Source organism: Litoreibacter meonggei, assembly GCF_003663885.1.
In the GTDB taxonomy this organism is placed as follows: domain Bacteria; phylum Pseudomonadota; class Alphaproteobacteria; order Rhodobacterales; family Rhodobacteraceae; genus Litoreibacter; species Litoreibacter meonggei.
Map to the genome: position 1 here is coordinate 682456 of NZ_RCCE01000002.1, position 16164 is coordinate 698619.

Here is a 16164-nt window from a genome sequence, read left to right on the forward strand (position 1 = left end):
TGCCGTGAGCTAATCATTCAGGACACCCACGTTTCATGCCATCCCGCCCCACCTATATCGGTCGCCCCCAGCAAGACCGACGCGCTGACAGCGCGCTGAAAGGCAAGCGGACTTATGTGGCGGACGTCGCGTTGCCGGATGGGCTGGACATAGCGTTCGTTCGCAGTCCGGTGGCGTTCGGGAGCATTACCGAGTTGGACATATCCGAGGCATTGGGCATCGACGGTGTTGTTGCGGCGCATACCGGCGCGGACGTGGCGGCCTTGGGCAAGTTATCCGTCAATCCGGTGATCGAAATACTCGCCTCCATGCCCTACCCGATCCTTGCCCAAGGGGAGGTGCAGGCGGTTGGCCAACCGGTTGCCGCAGTTTTGGCGTCCGGCGCGTCTCAAGCGTTAGACGGCTGCGAGTCGATCGTTCTGGATATTGACGACAGCGGCCAGCCGCCCGTACCCAAGACTGTGGCAAAGCAGGTCTGGAGCACCGGTGACGCTACTGGTGTTTTTGCCGATGCCGACATCATTGTGGAGTGCCAGTTGCAGCACCCGCGCCTTGCCCCGTCGCCTATGGAGCCGCGCGGGATTGCAGTACGTTATGAGCCTGAGACAGGCTGCGTGACCATTTGGCACTCCACGCAGACGCCGCATCGGACGCGCACTGAGCTGGCGTCGATTTTGAGCATCTCACCAGAACGTATCCGCGTCATTGCGGACTGTGTTGGCGGGGCGTTTGGGATGAAAGCGTCGCTCTATCCCGAGGAGGTGTTCACCGTATGGGCCGCGTTCGAACACAAACGCAGCACGCGGTGGATTGCATCGAGGTCAGAGGATTTTCTGTCGGCCACGCACGGGCGAGGTGTGGCCAGTTTTGGGCGATTAGCACTGTCGAAAGATGGCGACTTCTTAGCGTTAGAGGCCAACACGCAAGCCCCTGTCGGGCGGTGGCTGCCCAATAGCGGATTGATCACGGCGTGGAACGCCGCGCGGGTATTGCCCAGTGGATATTTGGTGCCAACCGTGGAGATCGAGACGCAAGCCATCGCGCAGAATCTTGGCCCCACGGGCATCTATCGCGGAGCTGGACGACCGGAGGCCAATTGCTTGATGGAGCGGTTGGTGGATAAAGCCGCGCGCGCCTTGGAGGTTGATCCTTTGGAGCTACGCCAGCGCAATTTGATCCCAACAAGCGCCCTCCCGATGGCAACCGCGACGGGTAATCTTCTGGACTCGGGAGATTATGCCCATGCGTTGGAGTTACTTCGAGAGCATGGGGACTATGATGCGGCCTTGAGGACGCGCGAGGCCCGCAGAGCGGACGGTGTGTTAGCAGGCGTGGGCGTGGCATTCTATTTGGAACCGTCCGGCAACGGCTGGGAGACTGCCGATGTGACGATGCACGTGGACGGCAAGGTCGAGGTTGCCAGCGGGAGCTCCAGCCAAGGACACGGGCGGGAAACCGCGCTGGCCCAGATCGCGGCGGATGTGCTGGGGATGGAGTTGGCTAATATCGACGTGCGTTGCGGAGATACTGCGACCTGTCCCGCTGGCATCGGGGCGCTGGCATCTCGCAGTACGGCCATCGGTGGCAGCGCGGTGATGCGTGCCTGTGAGGAGGCGCGCATGCGACAAGACGCGGGCGAGGCCCTGCCTATCACAGCGTCTTGCCGCTATGAGAACGACGGACAAGCGTGGGGCTATGGCTGCTACATGATCACGTTGGAAATTGATCGCGACACGGGCGTCATCACGCTGGGGCGCAGCACCTGCGTCGACGATGCGGGGCGGATCATCAACCCCGCACAAGTCCACGGCCAGATCAGGGGTGGATTTGCGCAGGGGGTAGGCGAGGCGTTGATGGAGCAAGTGGTCTATGACGAAGACGGTCAGCTGCTGACAGGATCATTCATGGACTACACCATGCCGCGCGCCGCTGATATTCCTGCATTGGGCATACATACCACCGAAACCCCTAGCCCGCTGAATGCGCTTGGTGCCAAGGGCGTGGGTGAAGCGGGCACAATTGGCGCGCCGCCTGCGATCCTGAATGCTGTGCTGGACGCGCTGTCGCCTCTGGGGATCGAAGACATGGACATGCCGCTCACGCCGTCTAAACTCTGGCACGCAATTGCCGCCGCCGAACAGGAGCCCCCCCGATGAACTACAGCAAGCTCGACGCCAAAGATTACGCCCGAGAACACATGCGTGGGATATGGGCGGCGGCGTTGAACCCTTTCCATGAGGACAGGTCGTTCAACGAGGACGGGTTGCGCTCGAACATCCGCCATTGGGTGGATGATCTGGATATTCAGGGGCTGTTTATTGCTGGCAAACAGGGGGAATTCTTCTCCATGTCGCTGGAAGAACGCAAACGCAATTTCGAGATCGCGGTCGAGGAATGCGACGGCAAGGCCGCGACGATCATGTCCGCGTCTGACCAGAATTTCGATACGGTAGTGGAGCTGGCCAAGCACGCCCAAGACTGCGGCGCGGATTACGTGGTGGTCCATGCGCCGATCTTGCATTTCGTTACCGATCAGGACGACACGGTGTTCAACTACTACAAGGAACTTTGTGACCGCGTGGATATCGGCATCGCCATGTGGTCCCACCCCGACAGCGGCTATTTGATGAGCCCCGAGCTATGCGCGCGCATAGCGGAGTTGCCCAATATCGTGGCGATCAAATACTCCGTCCCGCGCAAGATGTATGTGAAGCTGACGCATATGGTCGGCGACAAAATCCACGTCTCGACGGCCGCGGAAGGCGAGTGGCTGGACAATATCGAGGAATTGGGCTGGAAGCTCTACCTGTGCTCCTCCCCGCCCTACCAACTGCAATCCAAGGCGGACCAGCGGATGAACGAATACACCCGGTTAGCCTTTGCGGGGAAATTTGCGGAGGCGCGCAAAGTGCGTGACAGCCTTGATCCGGTACGCGACGCCATCAAACGCACCAAGCCAGGCGGAAAACCGCAGGCACATGGCAAATACTGGCAGGAATTGCTGGGTCAGGTGGGCGGGCCGGTACGGTCGCCTTTGTTGCAATTAACTGAGACCGAGAAGGCGCGCACGCGAGAAGCCTTTGAGGCCTGCGGGTTAAAATTGTGAGGCACAAAAAGTTCCACGCTGGCCGATAGCGTTCCAGCTCACCTTCAAAGCACGAATGTCAGTCTCATATTTTCCTTAAACTGAAACCGGACACCACGGCGTCGAATAACTTGCTCCGCGATCTTAGAGTGACGTGTCTTCAATGAGAGCTAAACGGCAGTTCGTTTGGCATTTTTGAATGCTTTGGCACGGGCGTGCTGATGTAGGTTATTCAATATCGTAAATGGAATAAGTCAGCGTCAAGATGAATGACGTGCCTCACGCGCGTGGCAAAACCATCAATTTCTTCTCTATGTTTTCGACTAAAGAAAGTTTGGTGGAGCCTAGCGGGATCGAACCGCTGACCTCCTGCATGCCATGCAGGCGCTCTCCCAGCTGAGCTAAGGCCCCAAACTGCAACCTTGCGGTTGCGAGGTGGTGTCTAGAAGGGCGCGGGGATCAGTTCAAGTGAAAAATCCAACCGCGCCCTACTAATTAGCTGTCGTCGTCGTCGGCGGCCACGTCTGCCAGCTCATCCAGGCTGACAGTGTCGTCGTCATCGTCATCTTCCAGAACGTCGTCGCCCAGATCGGCGTCTACTTCGTCCTCATCATCCTCGAGGACGACCTCATCGGCATCGTCCTTGTCGTTGTCTTTGTTTTGCGCGTCAGGCTTGTCAGCCTGCATCGTGCGTGACTTGTTGCCAGTCAGACTCTCGAGCGAAAATTCGTGCTCGCACGACGGGCAAGTCAGTGGATCTTTTTGCAGGTCGTAGAAACGAACCTGGCAGCTTGGGCAAACGCGTTTAACGCCCCATTCTTCCTTGGGCATAATCGTCCTCTTTCGTCGGTGCAGCAGTTAGAGCGCACATGCAGTTGAATATCTGAATTGCAGCCAGTTGCCACATGGGGAAAGGCGTGTCAAAGGCTTTCCCGCCATTGACGCTTCCCATGACCTATTGGCCGCGCTACGTTCCGACATAAGCAGCAAAATGCAGGCACACAAGCAATGGCAGGGACAATTCAGCTGGGGGAGCCCCCGATTGACGTGACGTTGAAGCATTCAGCAAGGGCAAGACGGCTTTCGTTGCGGGTGTCTGGCGTGGATGGGCGCGTGTCTCTGACAATGCCCCATCGTGCGTCACTTCGTGAGGCGCAAGCGTTCCTGCGCTCCAAGGAGGACTGGATTCGCAACCATCTGGATCGCCAGCCGGATGCCACGGCTATCGCGCCCGGCGCTGTGATTCCCGTCGAGGGACATCCGCGCCTGATCGCCGAGACCCGAACGCGGGCTGTTAGGCTAATGGACGACCATATTCTGATCCCACCGGGTGATGACCAAGCCGGCGCGCGAGTGCGAGCCTTCCTCAAAACACTGGCGCGTGATCGTCTGGCCGAAGCCAGCGCGCGCTACTCGACACAGTTGGGTCGTCCGTTTGGCAAGATCAGCCTGCGCGATACACGCTCCCGCTGGGGATCATGCACGTCAGAGGGAAACCTGATGTATTCTTGGCGCCTGATTTTGGCCCCTGCGCAGGTGCTGGATTACGTGGCCGCCCATGAGGTAGCGCACTTGGCCGAGATGAACCACAGCGCAGCGTTCTGGGATGAGGTGGCACGACTGATGCCGGACTATCAGGCCCCACGCAAATGGCTGCGCAACGAGGGCGGCGCGCTGCATCGCTATCATTTTTAAGGAAAAAGGAACGCCTGAGACCGCACTAGAATACGCGCGCAACCTCGCCAAAAGCTGTCGCTTACTGGGTAATCGACCCCAGACGCTCTTCCCTCACGCGTGCAAAATGGCACGCATGATCCAATTGATGAAAGGCCAGAGCTGGCCGGTCACCGTTACCCGCCCGCCCATAGTGGCGGCGTCTTGTAGTCGCCCAAACGTGCCTTGAGCTGCACATTCTTAATTGGGTTATCGTAGTCGTAAACTTGTGGGGTCATGCCAGACATCGGGTCCACGCCATCCGCAAGCGCTCGCACTATAGACCGGGCCACTTGTGGCGCGGCGCCACTCGTTCCGATCAAAATCGACCGCGCTCCCGAATAGACCCCTTGCGCCACTGTTCCCGGAAGAACCGGGCTGCGATCCGCAACGGCACACATATCCACATGTTGGCCCCATGTTGTGGGTACTGCGCCGTCGGTATTCAGCAAACCGCCTGCCGAGGAATATGAGGCCGGATGGTCCGTGCTTTGCACATACCCACCGACGCGCGTGACCCATGCTGCGTTGGCAACGCCGTTCATGCTGCCAAATCCGCGCACCAAGCTCAGGGGTTGTTTGTATTCAGGCAAAGCGGGCTTTTGGGTCGGAGCTTTGTCCAACTCCACCAGATAGCTTTGGCGTCCCCCGGTTCTAAGCTCTGACGGATCATCGTCGCGTTGTGCCCAGATATTAACGTAGCCGCCCTCCGGCAGGCAGGGTGATGTCGGTTTGCGCTTCAACGTAAGCGTCCACCGGCCCGACGGAGCCCAACGCGCCGGATCGTCGTCGGGCATCTTGAGGGGCATGCTGGGGGCCAAGGCAACCATCGCTCGCCACCTTGTTCCGCGATTTTTATCAACGGACATTTGTCCCACCACCGCACCACCCACGCGAAGATTCACGAAATTTCGCGGATCTCCACGGGGGAAGCGCGGGGCACCCCGCAAAGCCAGGGAAGGCGCAGCGTCAAATACGACGCCGCGTGGCGGGGTAACCTCGAATGTGTAGCCCTCTGGATCCAGATCTTCAGGCAGCCACATTTCTACATAGCTGGAGGTGCGGTCGTCGGGCTGCACCTGCCAGCCGATGCTGATTTCATCGTCCACGAATTTGCTCTCTTGGAAATTCGCATGCATCTTGTCGAGATAGGTATTGCCGCTGGGCATGACCAGATAGGTCGGTGCCAGCGCGCGGCGGGACTCGAGCAGCTCCTGAATAGCGGTATCCATCTCGGACTGCCCGTCATGGCGCCCGGCAGACCAGCCATAGGAGAAGTTGACCACCAAGGGCAGCTCGTCCACTCCGTGCTCTTCTGCTATGCGCTTTGCGCGCTCGAACACGTAATGAAGGGCCGAGAGCATATACATCTCCTTGCCGAACCCCGACGTGTCCCAAGCAATTGTGTTGGGCAGTTGGACGGCGATAATTTCGATGTCATCTTGAGATGGCTCTTGGGCCTTTCCAAGAATTTTCCCCGCTGCCGTCGACATAATATGCGCACCGTGGGTGGTTTCTCGCAAAAGGTAGTTGCCCATCTCCGGCAGGTCCGCGTCGATAGCGCCCGCGGCGTAGTAGATCGCCTTCTCGTCACGGCCATGTTCAGCGCGTAAGGCGTCGATCTGTCCGTTGCTCAACTCGCGCCCGAACGGCACAGCACCGGGTCCTGTGCTGCGTGCGGCTTGCAGCCAGCAATGGCTGATGCGGGTTTTGCCCGCATCGTTCAGATAGGTACGGTTGGCGAATGGGATGCCATCGTCGATTACCGCAACGATCGCCTTCGGAGCCGCAGCTTGTGGAACGAACTCGTCCACCGAGCGCGTTGGATCGTAGTCCTGCGTCCAAGACAATGGATTGATTGGAAAATTAACGCGGTAGCGGGCCCGCCTCGGCTTGCCAGTGCTTTCGTCTAGGCCATTGGTGTATTGGTCAAACAGCTCAAGAAGCATGTCGATCCAATCTTCGATACTTGTGGACGCAGGCTCCTCTTCGGCAATGGGATCGTAGAAACAGAAGGGGCGGACGCTCAGCCCCTGCCCGTTGTTCCAAAGAGGTGGATAGCGCACATTAACACGCTCGACTTCTGCGCCCGGCTCGGCGCGGAATTTCACCTTGGAAACATCCGGCAGCGCTACGGGGCTGTCCATCAGCGCCGCAAAATAGCGCGAACTCCAGTTACGGATTGCTGGAAAACTGAACGGTCGGCCCAAGTTTTTACCAAAGACCCAACGCTCGTAAGGTCCGGTATACTGCCTTACACGCTGCGCCATTTAGACCATCGCCCCGTCATCGCCAGTATGAGCCTCTTTCAGCGCTTTGTGCCACAACCAATGGAACATATCCGATTGCGATGACTGGACATTTGCCCCGATCTGAACGCCGTAATCAGTGCTGACGGGATCACCTGCAACTAGCGCATCGAATTCGTGACCAAAGAAGTCAGTGTTGTTGGGCGTGTAGGTGATCGATTTGGCACTTTGGGCTGCCCCACAGCGACCCAAAATGGCCCCGCCTATGGCTTGGCCCAGCGACGCCCCTGCCCAGCTGTCCATTGGGTAATGCACGCCGGCAACCGTGCGGTTGACCGCAATACGGTTGGCAAGTTGCTTGAGCAACGCGCGGCGGTCCGGGTTGTCTGCGAAGCTTTGCCATGCGTCCATCAACCCCAGCATCACGGTAGAAACGCCGTAAGCCTCGGTCGCATGCGCCGACGGAAAACTGCCATGCCCGGGGGTCGCGATCATCGGCATGATGCGGGTGTCCACCTGATCGGGACGCCGGATTGCCAGCGCGTACTTGGCCATCATCGCCATATGCGCGCACATCAGTTGCGTGACCGTAATCAGTTCAAGCGTATAGCGATTATGGGCCGGATGCAGCGCGAGAATCATTGCGAAATATTCGGTCGGGAAGCCCAACTGGCTGGTGATCTCGGCCGCGCGATCTGCTCTGAGGTCGGAATATTCGCGTACAAATTTGGCCTGCTCCGCCATCAAATCCGCCGAGGGGCGATTGATGGAAACAAGGTTGTGCCCCTCAAAGCTGAGCGACACCTGACTGCCAACGACGGTGCTGCCAACGTCTTTGACAAAATCGGTTAGATAGAGAGAACCGCGCACCCAATCCGCCGAACGGGCGAGGTTGGCCGTGGAGTTTTCCGGCAATTGCGTCGGAACCGGAGCCGGGCCGTCACCCGCGACATGCTCAATCCCTTCAGCGGCGGTTTGCAGCCCCACCGTCAGAGCGGGGTTATATGGGCCAACCGCCCCGGCACCCAGAAAATCGCCAAGGCCTGTACCGCCAACACCTCCGACGCCGCCTACGCCACCGACACCGCCAACACCTCCCACTCCACCGACACCACCAACACCGCCTACGCCACCATATCGTGCCATTACTCTAAACCTTCTCTATGAAATTCCTGCAGCCTCTAGTGCTGCAATGACCTTTTGACCCAATGCGGCTTTCGCGACCGGATGGGCGTTCTTGTATGTGTCTAGATTAAAGGCCGGTGCCCTACGCAACAGCTCACCCGCAGCGACACGGGCCTCTTCCCCGCGATCCAAGAAATGCAGCGCTGTGATTTTTGCACGCAAGGTGGATAGATGGCGGTCGTTGAATGCTAACGACCGATCTGCAAGTTCCAGAGCGCGACCGTAGTTCGCAGCCGCCAAATAGGCCGTGCTGGACAGGCTGTCATAATAGTATCCGAACGGATCAATTGGTGAAAGGTTGCGCGCCTGCTCGGCCGCCGCGATAGCGTCGACTCCCTCGTCCTGGAATGCCAGAAGTGCACCGCGCAAAAGCCATGACAGACTTTCATTGGGATTGATGTCGATGGCCGTGTCATAGCGTTGACTGGCCACGTCCATGCGCTGCATTAGATTGTTGTGCGCAAAGCCGTCGATCACCAGTGAAAACGAACTATCCGGGTTAATATCCAGCGCCCGCGATGACGCGTCCAGCGCCTTCTGGGTGTCGCCGTTTCTGTCGGTTGTCCAGCCATTGAACACGCTCAGAACATACCACTTGGCCAACCATGCGTGGGTTTCGGCGACCATCGGCGCGCGTGACACGGCCTCTTCCAGCAATGTGCGCGACTTGGCAAAGTCACGGAATGTCGGGCGGTGCATCAGCGACACGCCCCCGATGACAAGGTGGTGGTCCTCAAGCTCCGGCACAGGTCTGTCGTTGACATATGCAATCGCCTCATCCGCAATGGTGCGGCCAATCGCACGCACCACCCCATCCAGCCCCGTAGTTATTTCATCCCAAAACTTCGCTTCTGGCCCAGCAATCTGACGCGTCCACATAATGTTACCGTCACGCGCGTCGACGAAGTCCATATCCACAACAAGCCGACCACCCATGTCGCGAATTGAGCCGGTCACGAAGTAGTCGACATCCAGCTCACGGCGAACATCCAGAGTGTCAGTGGTGCGGGTCGCCAACGCGCGGCTCGACAGGTGGGAAATAACTGAAAGCAGGTTTGAACGCGACAGGGAGCGGCAAACTTCCTCCGCCAGCCAGTCCCCAAGAACACGTAAGTTTTCTCCCCCCATGACCCGTTGAAATGGCAATGCGGTGATGCGAGGCAACGGACGTCCAAGCTCGGTGCGTGGCGTGGTTCGGTACAGCGCTGCGATCTGGCTATCATCCGCGCGCATCGACGCGACCCATTCCTCAAAACCACGGTCGCGGATGCCGATACCTTCCATAAACGCTCCCGTTCCTGGGGCACCCAGAAAGTTGATCAAGGAAAGATCCAACTCAACGTCGCTGTTGGTACATTTGATGAAATAATCGAAATCTTCACCCAGAAGACTGCGCAAATCGGACAAGGCGCGACGCAGGTTCTGGCGCCCGCCATCATAGCAGGATGACCCCCATAACGTACGCTGCAGATAAGACCGGGTACGACGACCAAGAGGTGCGGTCGCCAACAGGGCAAACAATGCCCTGTGCTTGGCACCCTTCACCTCAACGCCGTCTGCGCCGTCCACGCGCACGACGCATGAACCAAACAATGATATGTTTAACTTTTTAGCCACAATGAACTCACTGCCTTCCCTAAGGGTAAGCCTAACAAGTTAATTCGAATGTTACCAAGACCTTCACACTTTTTTCACATGTGGCAAGTCTCATGCGTTGATAGCGTGGGGACACTTACTCAGTTCGTTTACCGGAGCCACGCATGATGCCACTTAAAAAGGGGCCCGAGCCTATCACCGACCTACTCGACTTTTATGACCGCTGGCCGTCATTGCGTGGATCAATGCACGCGCTGAGCGAGGACAGTTCATTAAGCGAAGAAGAGCGCGAGACTCTGTCTTGGCTGATCTTGCTGGCCGACCGTGTAGGGCCTGCTGACTTGCGGGACTGATCCATCTCGTTGTTGGACCTGCGCGCTAGGGCTCGCTCATAATCACCACGCGCTCCGACACGTTGATCGCAGTCACAGAATCCTGCACCTCGTCGCCAGACATCGGTGGGCTGGCTCTCTCTCAAACTACCCTTAGGCAGCCGACTTATAGGGCCAAACCAGCGTCATTAACGAAAATCGCGAAAGCTTGAAGCTATCAGCACGTGATCGAGTAAATAGCCCAAGGCACTGTGCAAGTGTTCGAGAACGCCTCGGCGGCAGATAAAATGGCCGCGATGGTGTCCAAATATGAAAGCGACAACATCAAGACTATGGTGATCACTATGGATTCCATTGTGATCCGCGACCGATTTTATAAAACCAGTCGCTGCGTAGAAAGCATAACCGTTCCATCATTGCTTCAAAAATACCTCGGAGGGGTCCGGGGAGGCAGCGCCTCCCCGGCGTGGCGTCGCGGCGAAGCCGCGGCGCAAACTCTCTCAGGTAAATTCCTCAAACGCTTTCAGCGCCTTCGCCGAATACGCATAGGACGGCCCGCCGCCCATATAGGTCGCCATCGCCAGAGCCTCGACCAGCTCGTCACGGGTGATCCCCAGCCGGATCAGCGACTTCACATGAAACCCGATGCAGCTGTCGCACCGCGTTGCAATGGCAATACCCAGCGCCATAAGCTCCTTGGTCTTCTCATCCAGCGCACCGGATTTTTTTGCGAATGTTCCCATCGTGTTGAAGGCTTTCGCAGTCTCCGGCATCTCTTTGGCCAAGACGCCGATATTCTCAACGGTCTCATCCATAAACTTCGTCCAATCCATCTCACTCATCCTCTCTCGTCCGATCCCATTTTGCGCTCCAGCCACCGCACACCGGCGCTGATGATCAGCACCAGCACAAGGTATTCGACGATCAGCAGCGAGTAGATTTCCAGCGGTCTGTATTCCGTCACCACCAGCTCATTCGCGCGGCGCGTCAGTTCCTGCATCCCGATGACAGAGGCGAATGCCGACATCTTCACAATGTATATAAACTGGTTCGCCAAAGGCGGCAGGATGCGCCGGATTGCTTGCGGCAGAACCACATACCGCATGGTCTGAAAATAGTTGAGGCCCACGGTCTTCGCGGCTTCCGCCTGCCCTTTGGCGATACTTTGTATACCCGCGCGGTATATCTCTGCAGTGAACGCACTGTCCGACAGGGCCAGCGTGATGATCGCGCCCCAAAACGGGTCGATCTGGATGCTTAGCCCCATGGACTTGAAGACAATCGGCAGGCCGTAGAAGACCCAGAACAGCATCGGTAGCAAAGGGACCGCGCGGACAATTTCGACATAGAAGCGATTAATCGCTCGGATGCCGCGCCGCTCTGACAAGCTGGGCAAGGCCACGAGTAACCCCAAGACAATGGAAATGGACGCCGCGATCACCGACAGAAGAATGGTTGCCCCCATGCCGTTCACCAGGAACTTGATGTTGGTCCAACCCGAGGCCGTCATCGGGTTGACGACATACCACCCCCAAATGTCGGATGATCCGCAACCGGATAGCGCCAAGAGCGCAGCAAGCGATAAAATTATCCGCATCTCAGTGCTGCAAAATCTGTTTGAGGAACGCTTGGGTGCGCTCCGATTTCGGCGCGTTGAAGAAATCCTCCGGCGTGCCAGTTTCCACGATCTCGCCTTCATCCATGAAGACCATCTGATCGGCTACTTTGCGCGCGAACCCCATCTCGTGAGTGACCACGACCATGGTCATGCCTTCCTCGGCCAGTTCCACAATAACGTCGAGCACTTCGGAAATCATTTCGGGGTCCAGCGCCGAGGTCGGCTCGTCGAACAGCATCACCTTCGGCTCCATGCACAGGCTGCGGGCAATCGCCACGCGCTGTTGCTGACCACCCGAAAGCTGGCTTGGGCGCTTGAGGGCCTGTTCAGGAATACGCACACGCTCAAGGTATTTCATCGCGCGCTCTTCAGCGTCCTTGCGCGTCATGCCGCGGGCCTTCATCGGACCCAGTACAAGGTTTTCCATGACACTCAGATGCGGGAACAAATTGAACTGTTGGAACACCATCCCGACTTCCGATCGGATAGCCTCCAACGCCGCCGCACTGCCGTCTTGCACCACGCCGCCGATCTTGATCACGCCCTTTTGATGCGCCTCCAATCGATTGATGCAACGCACAACCGTTGATTTTCCCGACCCGGACGGCCCGCAGATCACCACCCGGTCACCGGGTTTCACGTTAAGATTAATGCCTTTGAGAACCTGAAAGTCGCCAAACCACTTGTCCACATCGATCATTTCGATCGCGTCTTGTGTCACACTCGCGCCCTTCCGGCCTTGTCATCTATCACCTTGAGGTTATGTGGCAAGTGACCGAAACTTCAAGTCACGATCAACCGTGGCCTTGCAAACGTAACGACGAGGTCACCTATCCAACACCGGAGAACTTCCCTGATATGAAACAATTTGCAAACGCCCTCGCGGCGCTGGCCTTTGGCGCTGTGATGAGCACCGCTGCCGTGGCCCAGTCTGCCCTGAACGAAATCCTTGACGGCGGCGTCATGAAAGTCGGCACAACCGGCGACTGGAACCCGATGTCCGTGCGCGACCCCGCGACCAATAGCTACAAAGGCTATGACATCGACATTATGACAGAACTGGCGAAAGACCTCGGCGTCGAGGTAGAGTTCGTCCCGACCGACTGGAAGACTCTTGTGAACGGCGTGACTGCTGGCAGCTACCACATGACCGGATCCGCCTCCATCTCACCTGCACGCATGAAAGTTGCGGGCTTCTCGGAAAGCTACATCGCAGTTGAAATCTTCCCCTTCACGTTGAAGGAAAACGCCGACAAATTTGACGGCTATGACAGCATCAACAAACCCGAAGTGACCGTGGCCACCACCCTTGGCACGACGTTCGAGAGCCTCGCAAAAGAATGGTTCCCGAACGCCACCATCAAGGTCGTGGAAGCGCCAGCGCGTGGGTATCAAGAAGTCATCGCGGGCCGTGCGGATGTGTTCATCACGTCCAACATCGAAGGCTCCACCTTGGACGACAAGTTCCCTGTCGTACGTGTGCCGGGCACAGAGCCGCGTGCGCCATCGCCCATCGCGATGCTGCTGCCACAGGCGGACCAAGTCTGGATCAACTACGTCAACAACTGGGTCAAAGTGAAAAAGGCTGGCGGGTTCTTCGACGCCACAGCCGAGAAGTGGGGGCTGTAAAGCCCTTTCCACCGAGAAATCAGATCAGGCCGCGCGACATGCGCGGCCTGTTTCACTTGATAACCATCGCGGCGACTTCTTCCGCGCGCTCCAACGCGCCTTCCAGAAAGCCGCCTTGCGTGGCGGCAAATTCAGTCGAGCCAAAGATCAACGTCCCATCCCAAAGACCGTGCAACCCCGGCGGACATCCATAGCTTGGGTGCGGGCCGTTGAAATCCCAGTCAGGTCGCGTTGCGGTGAACGGCTCTTGCGCCCAATCCTTTAGCACTAGCATTTCCGGCTTTGCCGCTTTCGGACCAAACATACGTTCCAACTGAGCCAACCCCGCCGCGCGAATGGCCTCAGCTTGCCCGTTGCGTTGCGGCGCGGGCACTCCGATGAAGCCAAAAATCGCACCCTTCCCGCTGACAGCGTCCGACGCGTCGTGCATCTCGACCATTGGGCCTATCTGACTGACGGCATCGCCAGACAACCCGTCTTCGCGCCAGAACGGTGTCGGATAGGTTGCCACCAATTTGGCCTGTCCCGCCATCCAGCCGGGAATATCACCCAGCGGCTGACGTGCGGCCACGGGCAGCGATGGCGAGAACGCCAATTCAGCTGCAACACGCGGGGGCAACGCCAACACAACATGGCAGGCCGCGTGATCCGTACCATCGCTAGTCGTCACAATCACACTGTCTTCGCGGGTAATCGTCTGCACCTTGGCGTTCAGATGAAGGCACGACGCATCCAGCTTCGCCACCAGCGCATCAATCAAGGCGGACATGCCGCCGGAAATCCGGTAAGTACCCGCCATGGAGGCAAATCCCTGCCCGCGCTGGATTGCCGAATGGTCTTCGTAGAGCGCATCGCCCGTGCTCCATTGCTCGAATACCCCAACGCCCAGCTTTTTCGCCAAGACCGCCATACGCGGGTGGCCGGGCCAGAACCATGACGGGCCGAGGTCCACGCCATCTACGCCGTCAATGCGTCCTCCGAAGCGGTCACGTGCTTCGATCAGTCGATAAGACAACCCGCGCGATTGGGCGATGCGTGCGAGGGCCAGTCCAGACAGACCACCGCCCAGGATAATAAGGTCAAGCGGCATGAAACCGCGACAGATCGAGGCCGTGCCAACTGTCGAAACACTCCTCCGCGCGCAGCCCTTCCACGGGCGTTGGTTGATAGCCTCCGGTGAAATAAGCGAACGCCATCTCGGCAGCACGGGCTGTTCGGAAATCGGTCACGCTGTCGCCGACATAGAGGCATTCTTCAACCGTGAGACCCAAAGCAACCGCAGTATGGACCAAGGGCAGTGGGTCCGGCTTTTTGGCAAGTGTGCTGTCACCGCCGGTGATCACCGTGAAATAGCGCGTTAGATCCAGCTGATCACACAAGTCACGCGCCGGAATTTCCGGCTTGTTGGTGCACAGCGCCATGGGGAGCTCGATTGCGTCCAAGGTCTCGCGCACTCCGTCGAACAAGCGTGTCAGCGTAGTCAGGTCTTTGGCATAAGCTCGGTTCATCTCAGCATAATGCGGCGTCAGGTCGCTCGGCACGCCGCCCGTCGCGCGCATGCAGCGCTCCACCAGCTTCTCGATGCCATTACCGATGAAGCCGATCACCTGATCCAGCGTAACCGGATCACGGCCCGCATGAGCCAGCATAACGTTTGCTGCGGCATGGATGTCTGGGGCGGAGTGAACCAGCGTTCCGTCGAGGTCAAAGATAATGGCCTTCATGCGAATTCGATCTGTGTTTTCATGGCACGGGTGCGATCGGAGGCGAGTTCGAACGCCTCTACTGCATCTTTCATTGGCAAGGTCTGGGTGATGTATGGTTTCACGTCGATCAGCCCCTTTTGCATGAGGGAGACGCCGGTGAAGAATTCCTCGTGGAAACGGAATGACCCTTTCAGGTTCAACTCTTTCGCAGTGAGTGCCATCATCGGTAAAGACATGTCCCCGCTCAGGCCAAGCTGCACAATCGTGCCGCCCGGACACATGGCGTGGATGCCTGCGGTTAGGGCAGAGACGGCGCCGGAGCATTCAAAGTGCACATCGAATTGCCCTTTGTCGGCCATATAGGGCTGCAGAGGTTTGTCCACTTTGGTGACGTTGAAAGTGACATCCGCGCCAGCCTCACGGGCTTTCTCGAGCGTGAAATCGGACATATCGGTCGCCACGATATGATCCGCCCCCGCCCGTCTTGCGGCAAGGATGCAGAGCACTCCGATGGGACCGCAGCCGGTGACGAGGACCGTTTTGCCAAGCAGTGGGCCCGCTTGGCGCACCGCGTGCAGACACACAGCTAGCGGTTCGGCCATTGCGGCCTCGCCAGCGGTTAACCCGTCGGCCACAGCGCATTGCGCGGCAGTGGCGTTCAACACCTGGCTGAACGCGCCTTGGATATGCGGGAAGGGCATGGCGGAGCCGTAAAAGCGCATATTCAGGCACTGGTTGGGCTGACCTGACAGGCAGAACTTGCACTTCGCGCAGGGCCGCGACGGGGAAACAGCGACCAACTGGCCGACCTTCAAAGTGGTGACGCCCTCGCCCAAGGCGGTGATATGGCCAGACACCTCGTGCCCCAACACCATCGGTTCGCGCAGCTTGATCGCGCCAAAACCGCCGTGTTGGTAATAATGGAGATCCGAGCCGCAGATACCGCCTGCGGCCATGGCGATTTGCACTTCGCCCGCTGCAGGGGGCGTAACGGGATGATCCTCTATACGAAGATCGCGCGGGGCGTGGATGACGAGGGATTTCATAGCTT

General features: G+C 58.2%; 15 protein-coding genes and 1 tRNA gene. 5 read left to right on the top strand and 11 right to left on the bottom strand.

The features are described 5' to 3' along the window. Positions 1–35 precede the first annotated feature (35 nt). Together BCF46_RS08175 and BCF46_RS08180 are read left to right on the top strand one after the other, a co-directional pair. Positions 36–2156 (top strand): xanthine dehydrogenase family protein molybdopterin-binding subunit, encoded by a 2121-nt coding sequence (locus BCF46_RS08175; protein WP_121023208.1) that lies wholly within the window; start codon positions 36–38, stop codon positions 2154–2156. Continuing rightward, entirely contained in the window at positions 2153–3106 is a 954-nt protein-coding gene (locus BCF46_RS08180; protein WP_121023209.1) for a dihydrodipicolinate synthase family protein, read from the top strand. The genes BCF46_RS08175 and BCF46_RS08180 overlap by 4 nt, the downstream gene beginning before the upstream one ends. A 314-nt stretch (positions 3107–3420) precedes the next feature. Here BCF46_RS08180 and BCF46_RS08185 read toward each other — a convergent pair. Further along, positions 3421–3496 (bottom strand) — tRNA-Ala (locus BCF46_RS08185). Between the two features lie 84 nt (positions 3497–3580). Then, complete coding sequence (locus BCF46_RS08190) at positions 3581–3916, bottom strand: TIGR02300 family protein (RefSeq protein ID WP_121023210.1); 336 nt, start codon at positions 3914–3916, stop codon at positions 3581–3583. A 177-nt stretch (positions 3917–4093) separates the two neighbouring features. On the opposite strand from BCF46_RS08190, the gene BCF46_RS08195 reads away from it, so the two are divergent. After that, positions 4094–4780, top strand: coding sequence for a M48 family metallopeptidase (locus tag BCF46_RS08195; protein WP_121023211.1), 687 nt, complete (start codon positions 4094–4096; stop codon positions 4778–4780). A 155-nt stretch (positions 4781–4935) separates the two neighbouring features. Here BCF46_RS08195 and BCF46_RS08200 read toward each other — a convergent pair whose 3' ends face one another. Genes BCF46_RS08200 through BCF46_RS08210 form a run of 3 tightly spaced genes read right to left on the bottom strand, consistent with a single transcriptional unit; the run spans position 4936 to position 9825 of the window. Further along, a complete protein-coding gene (locus tag BCF46_RS08200; protein WP_147435976.1) occupies positions 4936–7068 on the bottom strand; it encodes a S8/S53 family peptidase in 2133 nt (710 codons plus the stop codon). Continuing rightward, the gene (locus tag BCF46_RS08205) at positions 7069–8193 is read right to left on the bottom strand and encodes a phosphatase PAP2 family protein (protein ID WP_121023213.1); all 1125 of its coding nucleotides are present in this window, start codon (positions 8191–8193) and stop codon (positions 7069–7071) included. 15 nt (positions 8194–8208) lie between these two features. After that, positions 8209–9825, bottom strand: a complete 1617-nt coding sequence (locus BCF46_RS08210; protein WP_170157888.1) for a hypothetical protein — start codon at positions 9823–9825, stop codon at positions 8209–8211. Between the two features lie 170 nt (positions 9826–9995). Here BCF46_RS08210 and BCF46_RS08215 point away from each other — a divergent pair, with 170 nt between their 5' ends. Beyond that, on the top strand, positions 9996–10181 hold the full coding sequence (locus BCF46_RS08215; protein WP_211332792.1) for a hypothetical protein: 186 nt from the start codon (positions 9996–9998) through the stop codon (positions 10179–10181). Between the two features lie 479 nt (positions 10182–10660). Here BCF46_RS08215 and BCF46_RS08220 read toward each other — a convergent pair whose 3' ends face one another. Genes BCF46_RS08220 through BCF46_RS08230 form a run of 3 tightly spaced genes read right to left on the bottom strand, consistent with a single transcriptional unit; the run spans position 10661 to position 12499 of the window. Continuing rightward, positions 10661–10993, bottom strand: coding sequence for a carboxymuconolactone decarboxylase family protein (locus BCF46_RS08220; RefSeq protein ID WP_121023216.1), 333 nt, complete (start codon positions 10991–10993; stop codon positions 10661–10663). Between the two features lie 5 nt (positions 10994–10998). After that, a complete protein-coding gene (locus BCF46_RS08225) occupies positions 10999–11757 on the bottom strand; it encodes an amino acid ABC transporter permease (RefSeq protein WP_121023217.1) in 759 nt (252 codons plus the stop codon). A 1-nt stretch (position 11758) separates the two neighbouring features. Further along, positions 11759–12499, bottom strand: a complete 741-nt coding sequence (locus tag BCF46_RS08230; RefSeq protein WP_121023218.1) for an amino acid ABC transporter ATP-binding protein — start codon at positions 12497–12499, stop codon at positions 11759–11761. A gap of 137 nt (positions 12500–12636) precedes the next feature. Here BCF46_RS08230 and BCF46_RS08235 point away from each other — a divergent pair, with 137 nt between their 5' ends. Beyond that, entirely contained in the window at positions 12637–13407 is a 771-nt protein-coding gene (locus BCF46_RS08235; RefSeq protein ID WP_121023303.1) for a transporter substrate-binding domain-containing protein, read from the top strand. 52 nt (positions 13408–13459) lie between these two features. Here the strand turns inward: BCF46_RS08235 and BCF46_RS08240 are convergent, their stop codons facing one another. The 3 genes from BCF46_RS08240 to BCF46_RS08250 are packed head-to-tail and all read right to left on the bottom strand — an operon-like array spanning position 13460 to position 16159. Further along, positions 13460–14497, bottom strand: coding sequence for a flavin monoamine oxidase family protein (locus BCF46_RS08240; RefSeq protein ID WP_121023219.1), 1038 nt, complete (start codon positions 14495–14497; stop codon positions 13460–13462). Continuing rightward, entirely contained in the window at positions 14487–15131 is a 645-nt protein-coding gene (gph, locus tag BCF46_RS08245; RefSeq protein ID WP_121023220.1) for a phosphoglycolate phosphatase, read from the bottom strand. Before gph ends, BCF46_RS08240 begins: the two co-directional genes overlap by 11 nt. Then, on the bottom strand, positions 15128–16159 hold the full coding sequence (locus tag BCF46_RS08250; protein ID WP_121023221.1) for an L-idonate 5-dehydrogenase: 1032 nt from the start codon (positions 16157–16159) through the stop codon (positions 15128–15130). Before BCF46_RS08250 ends, gph begins: the two co-directional genes overlap by 4 nt. Positions 16160–16164: the final 5 nt, after the last annotated feature.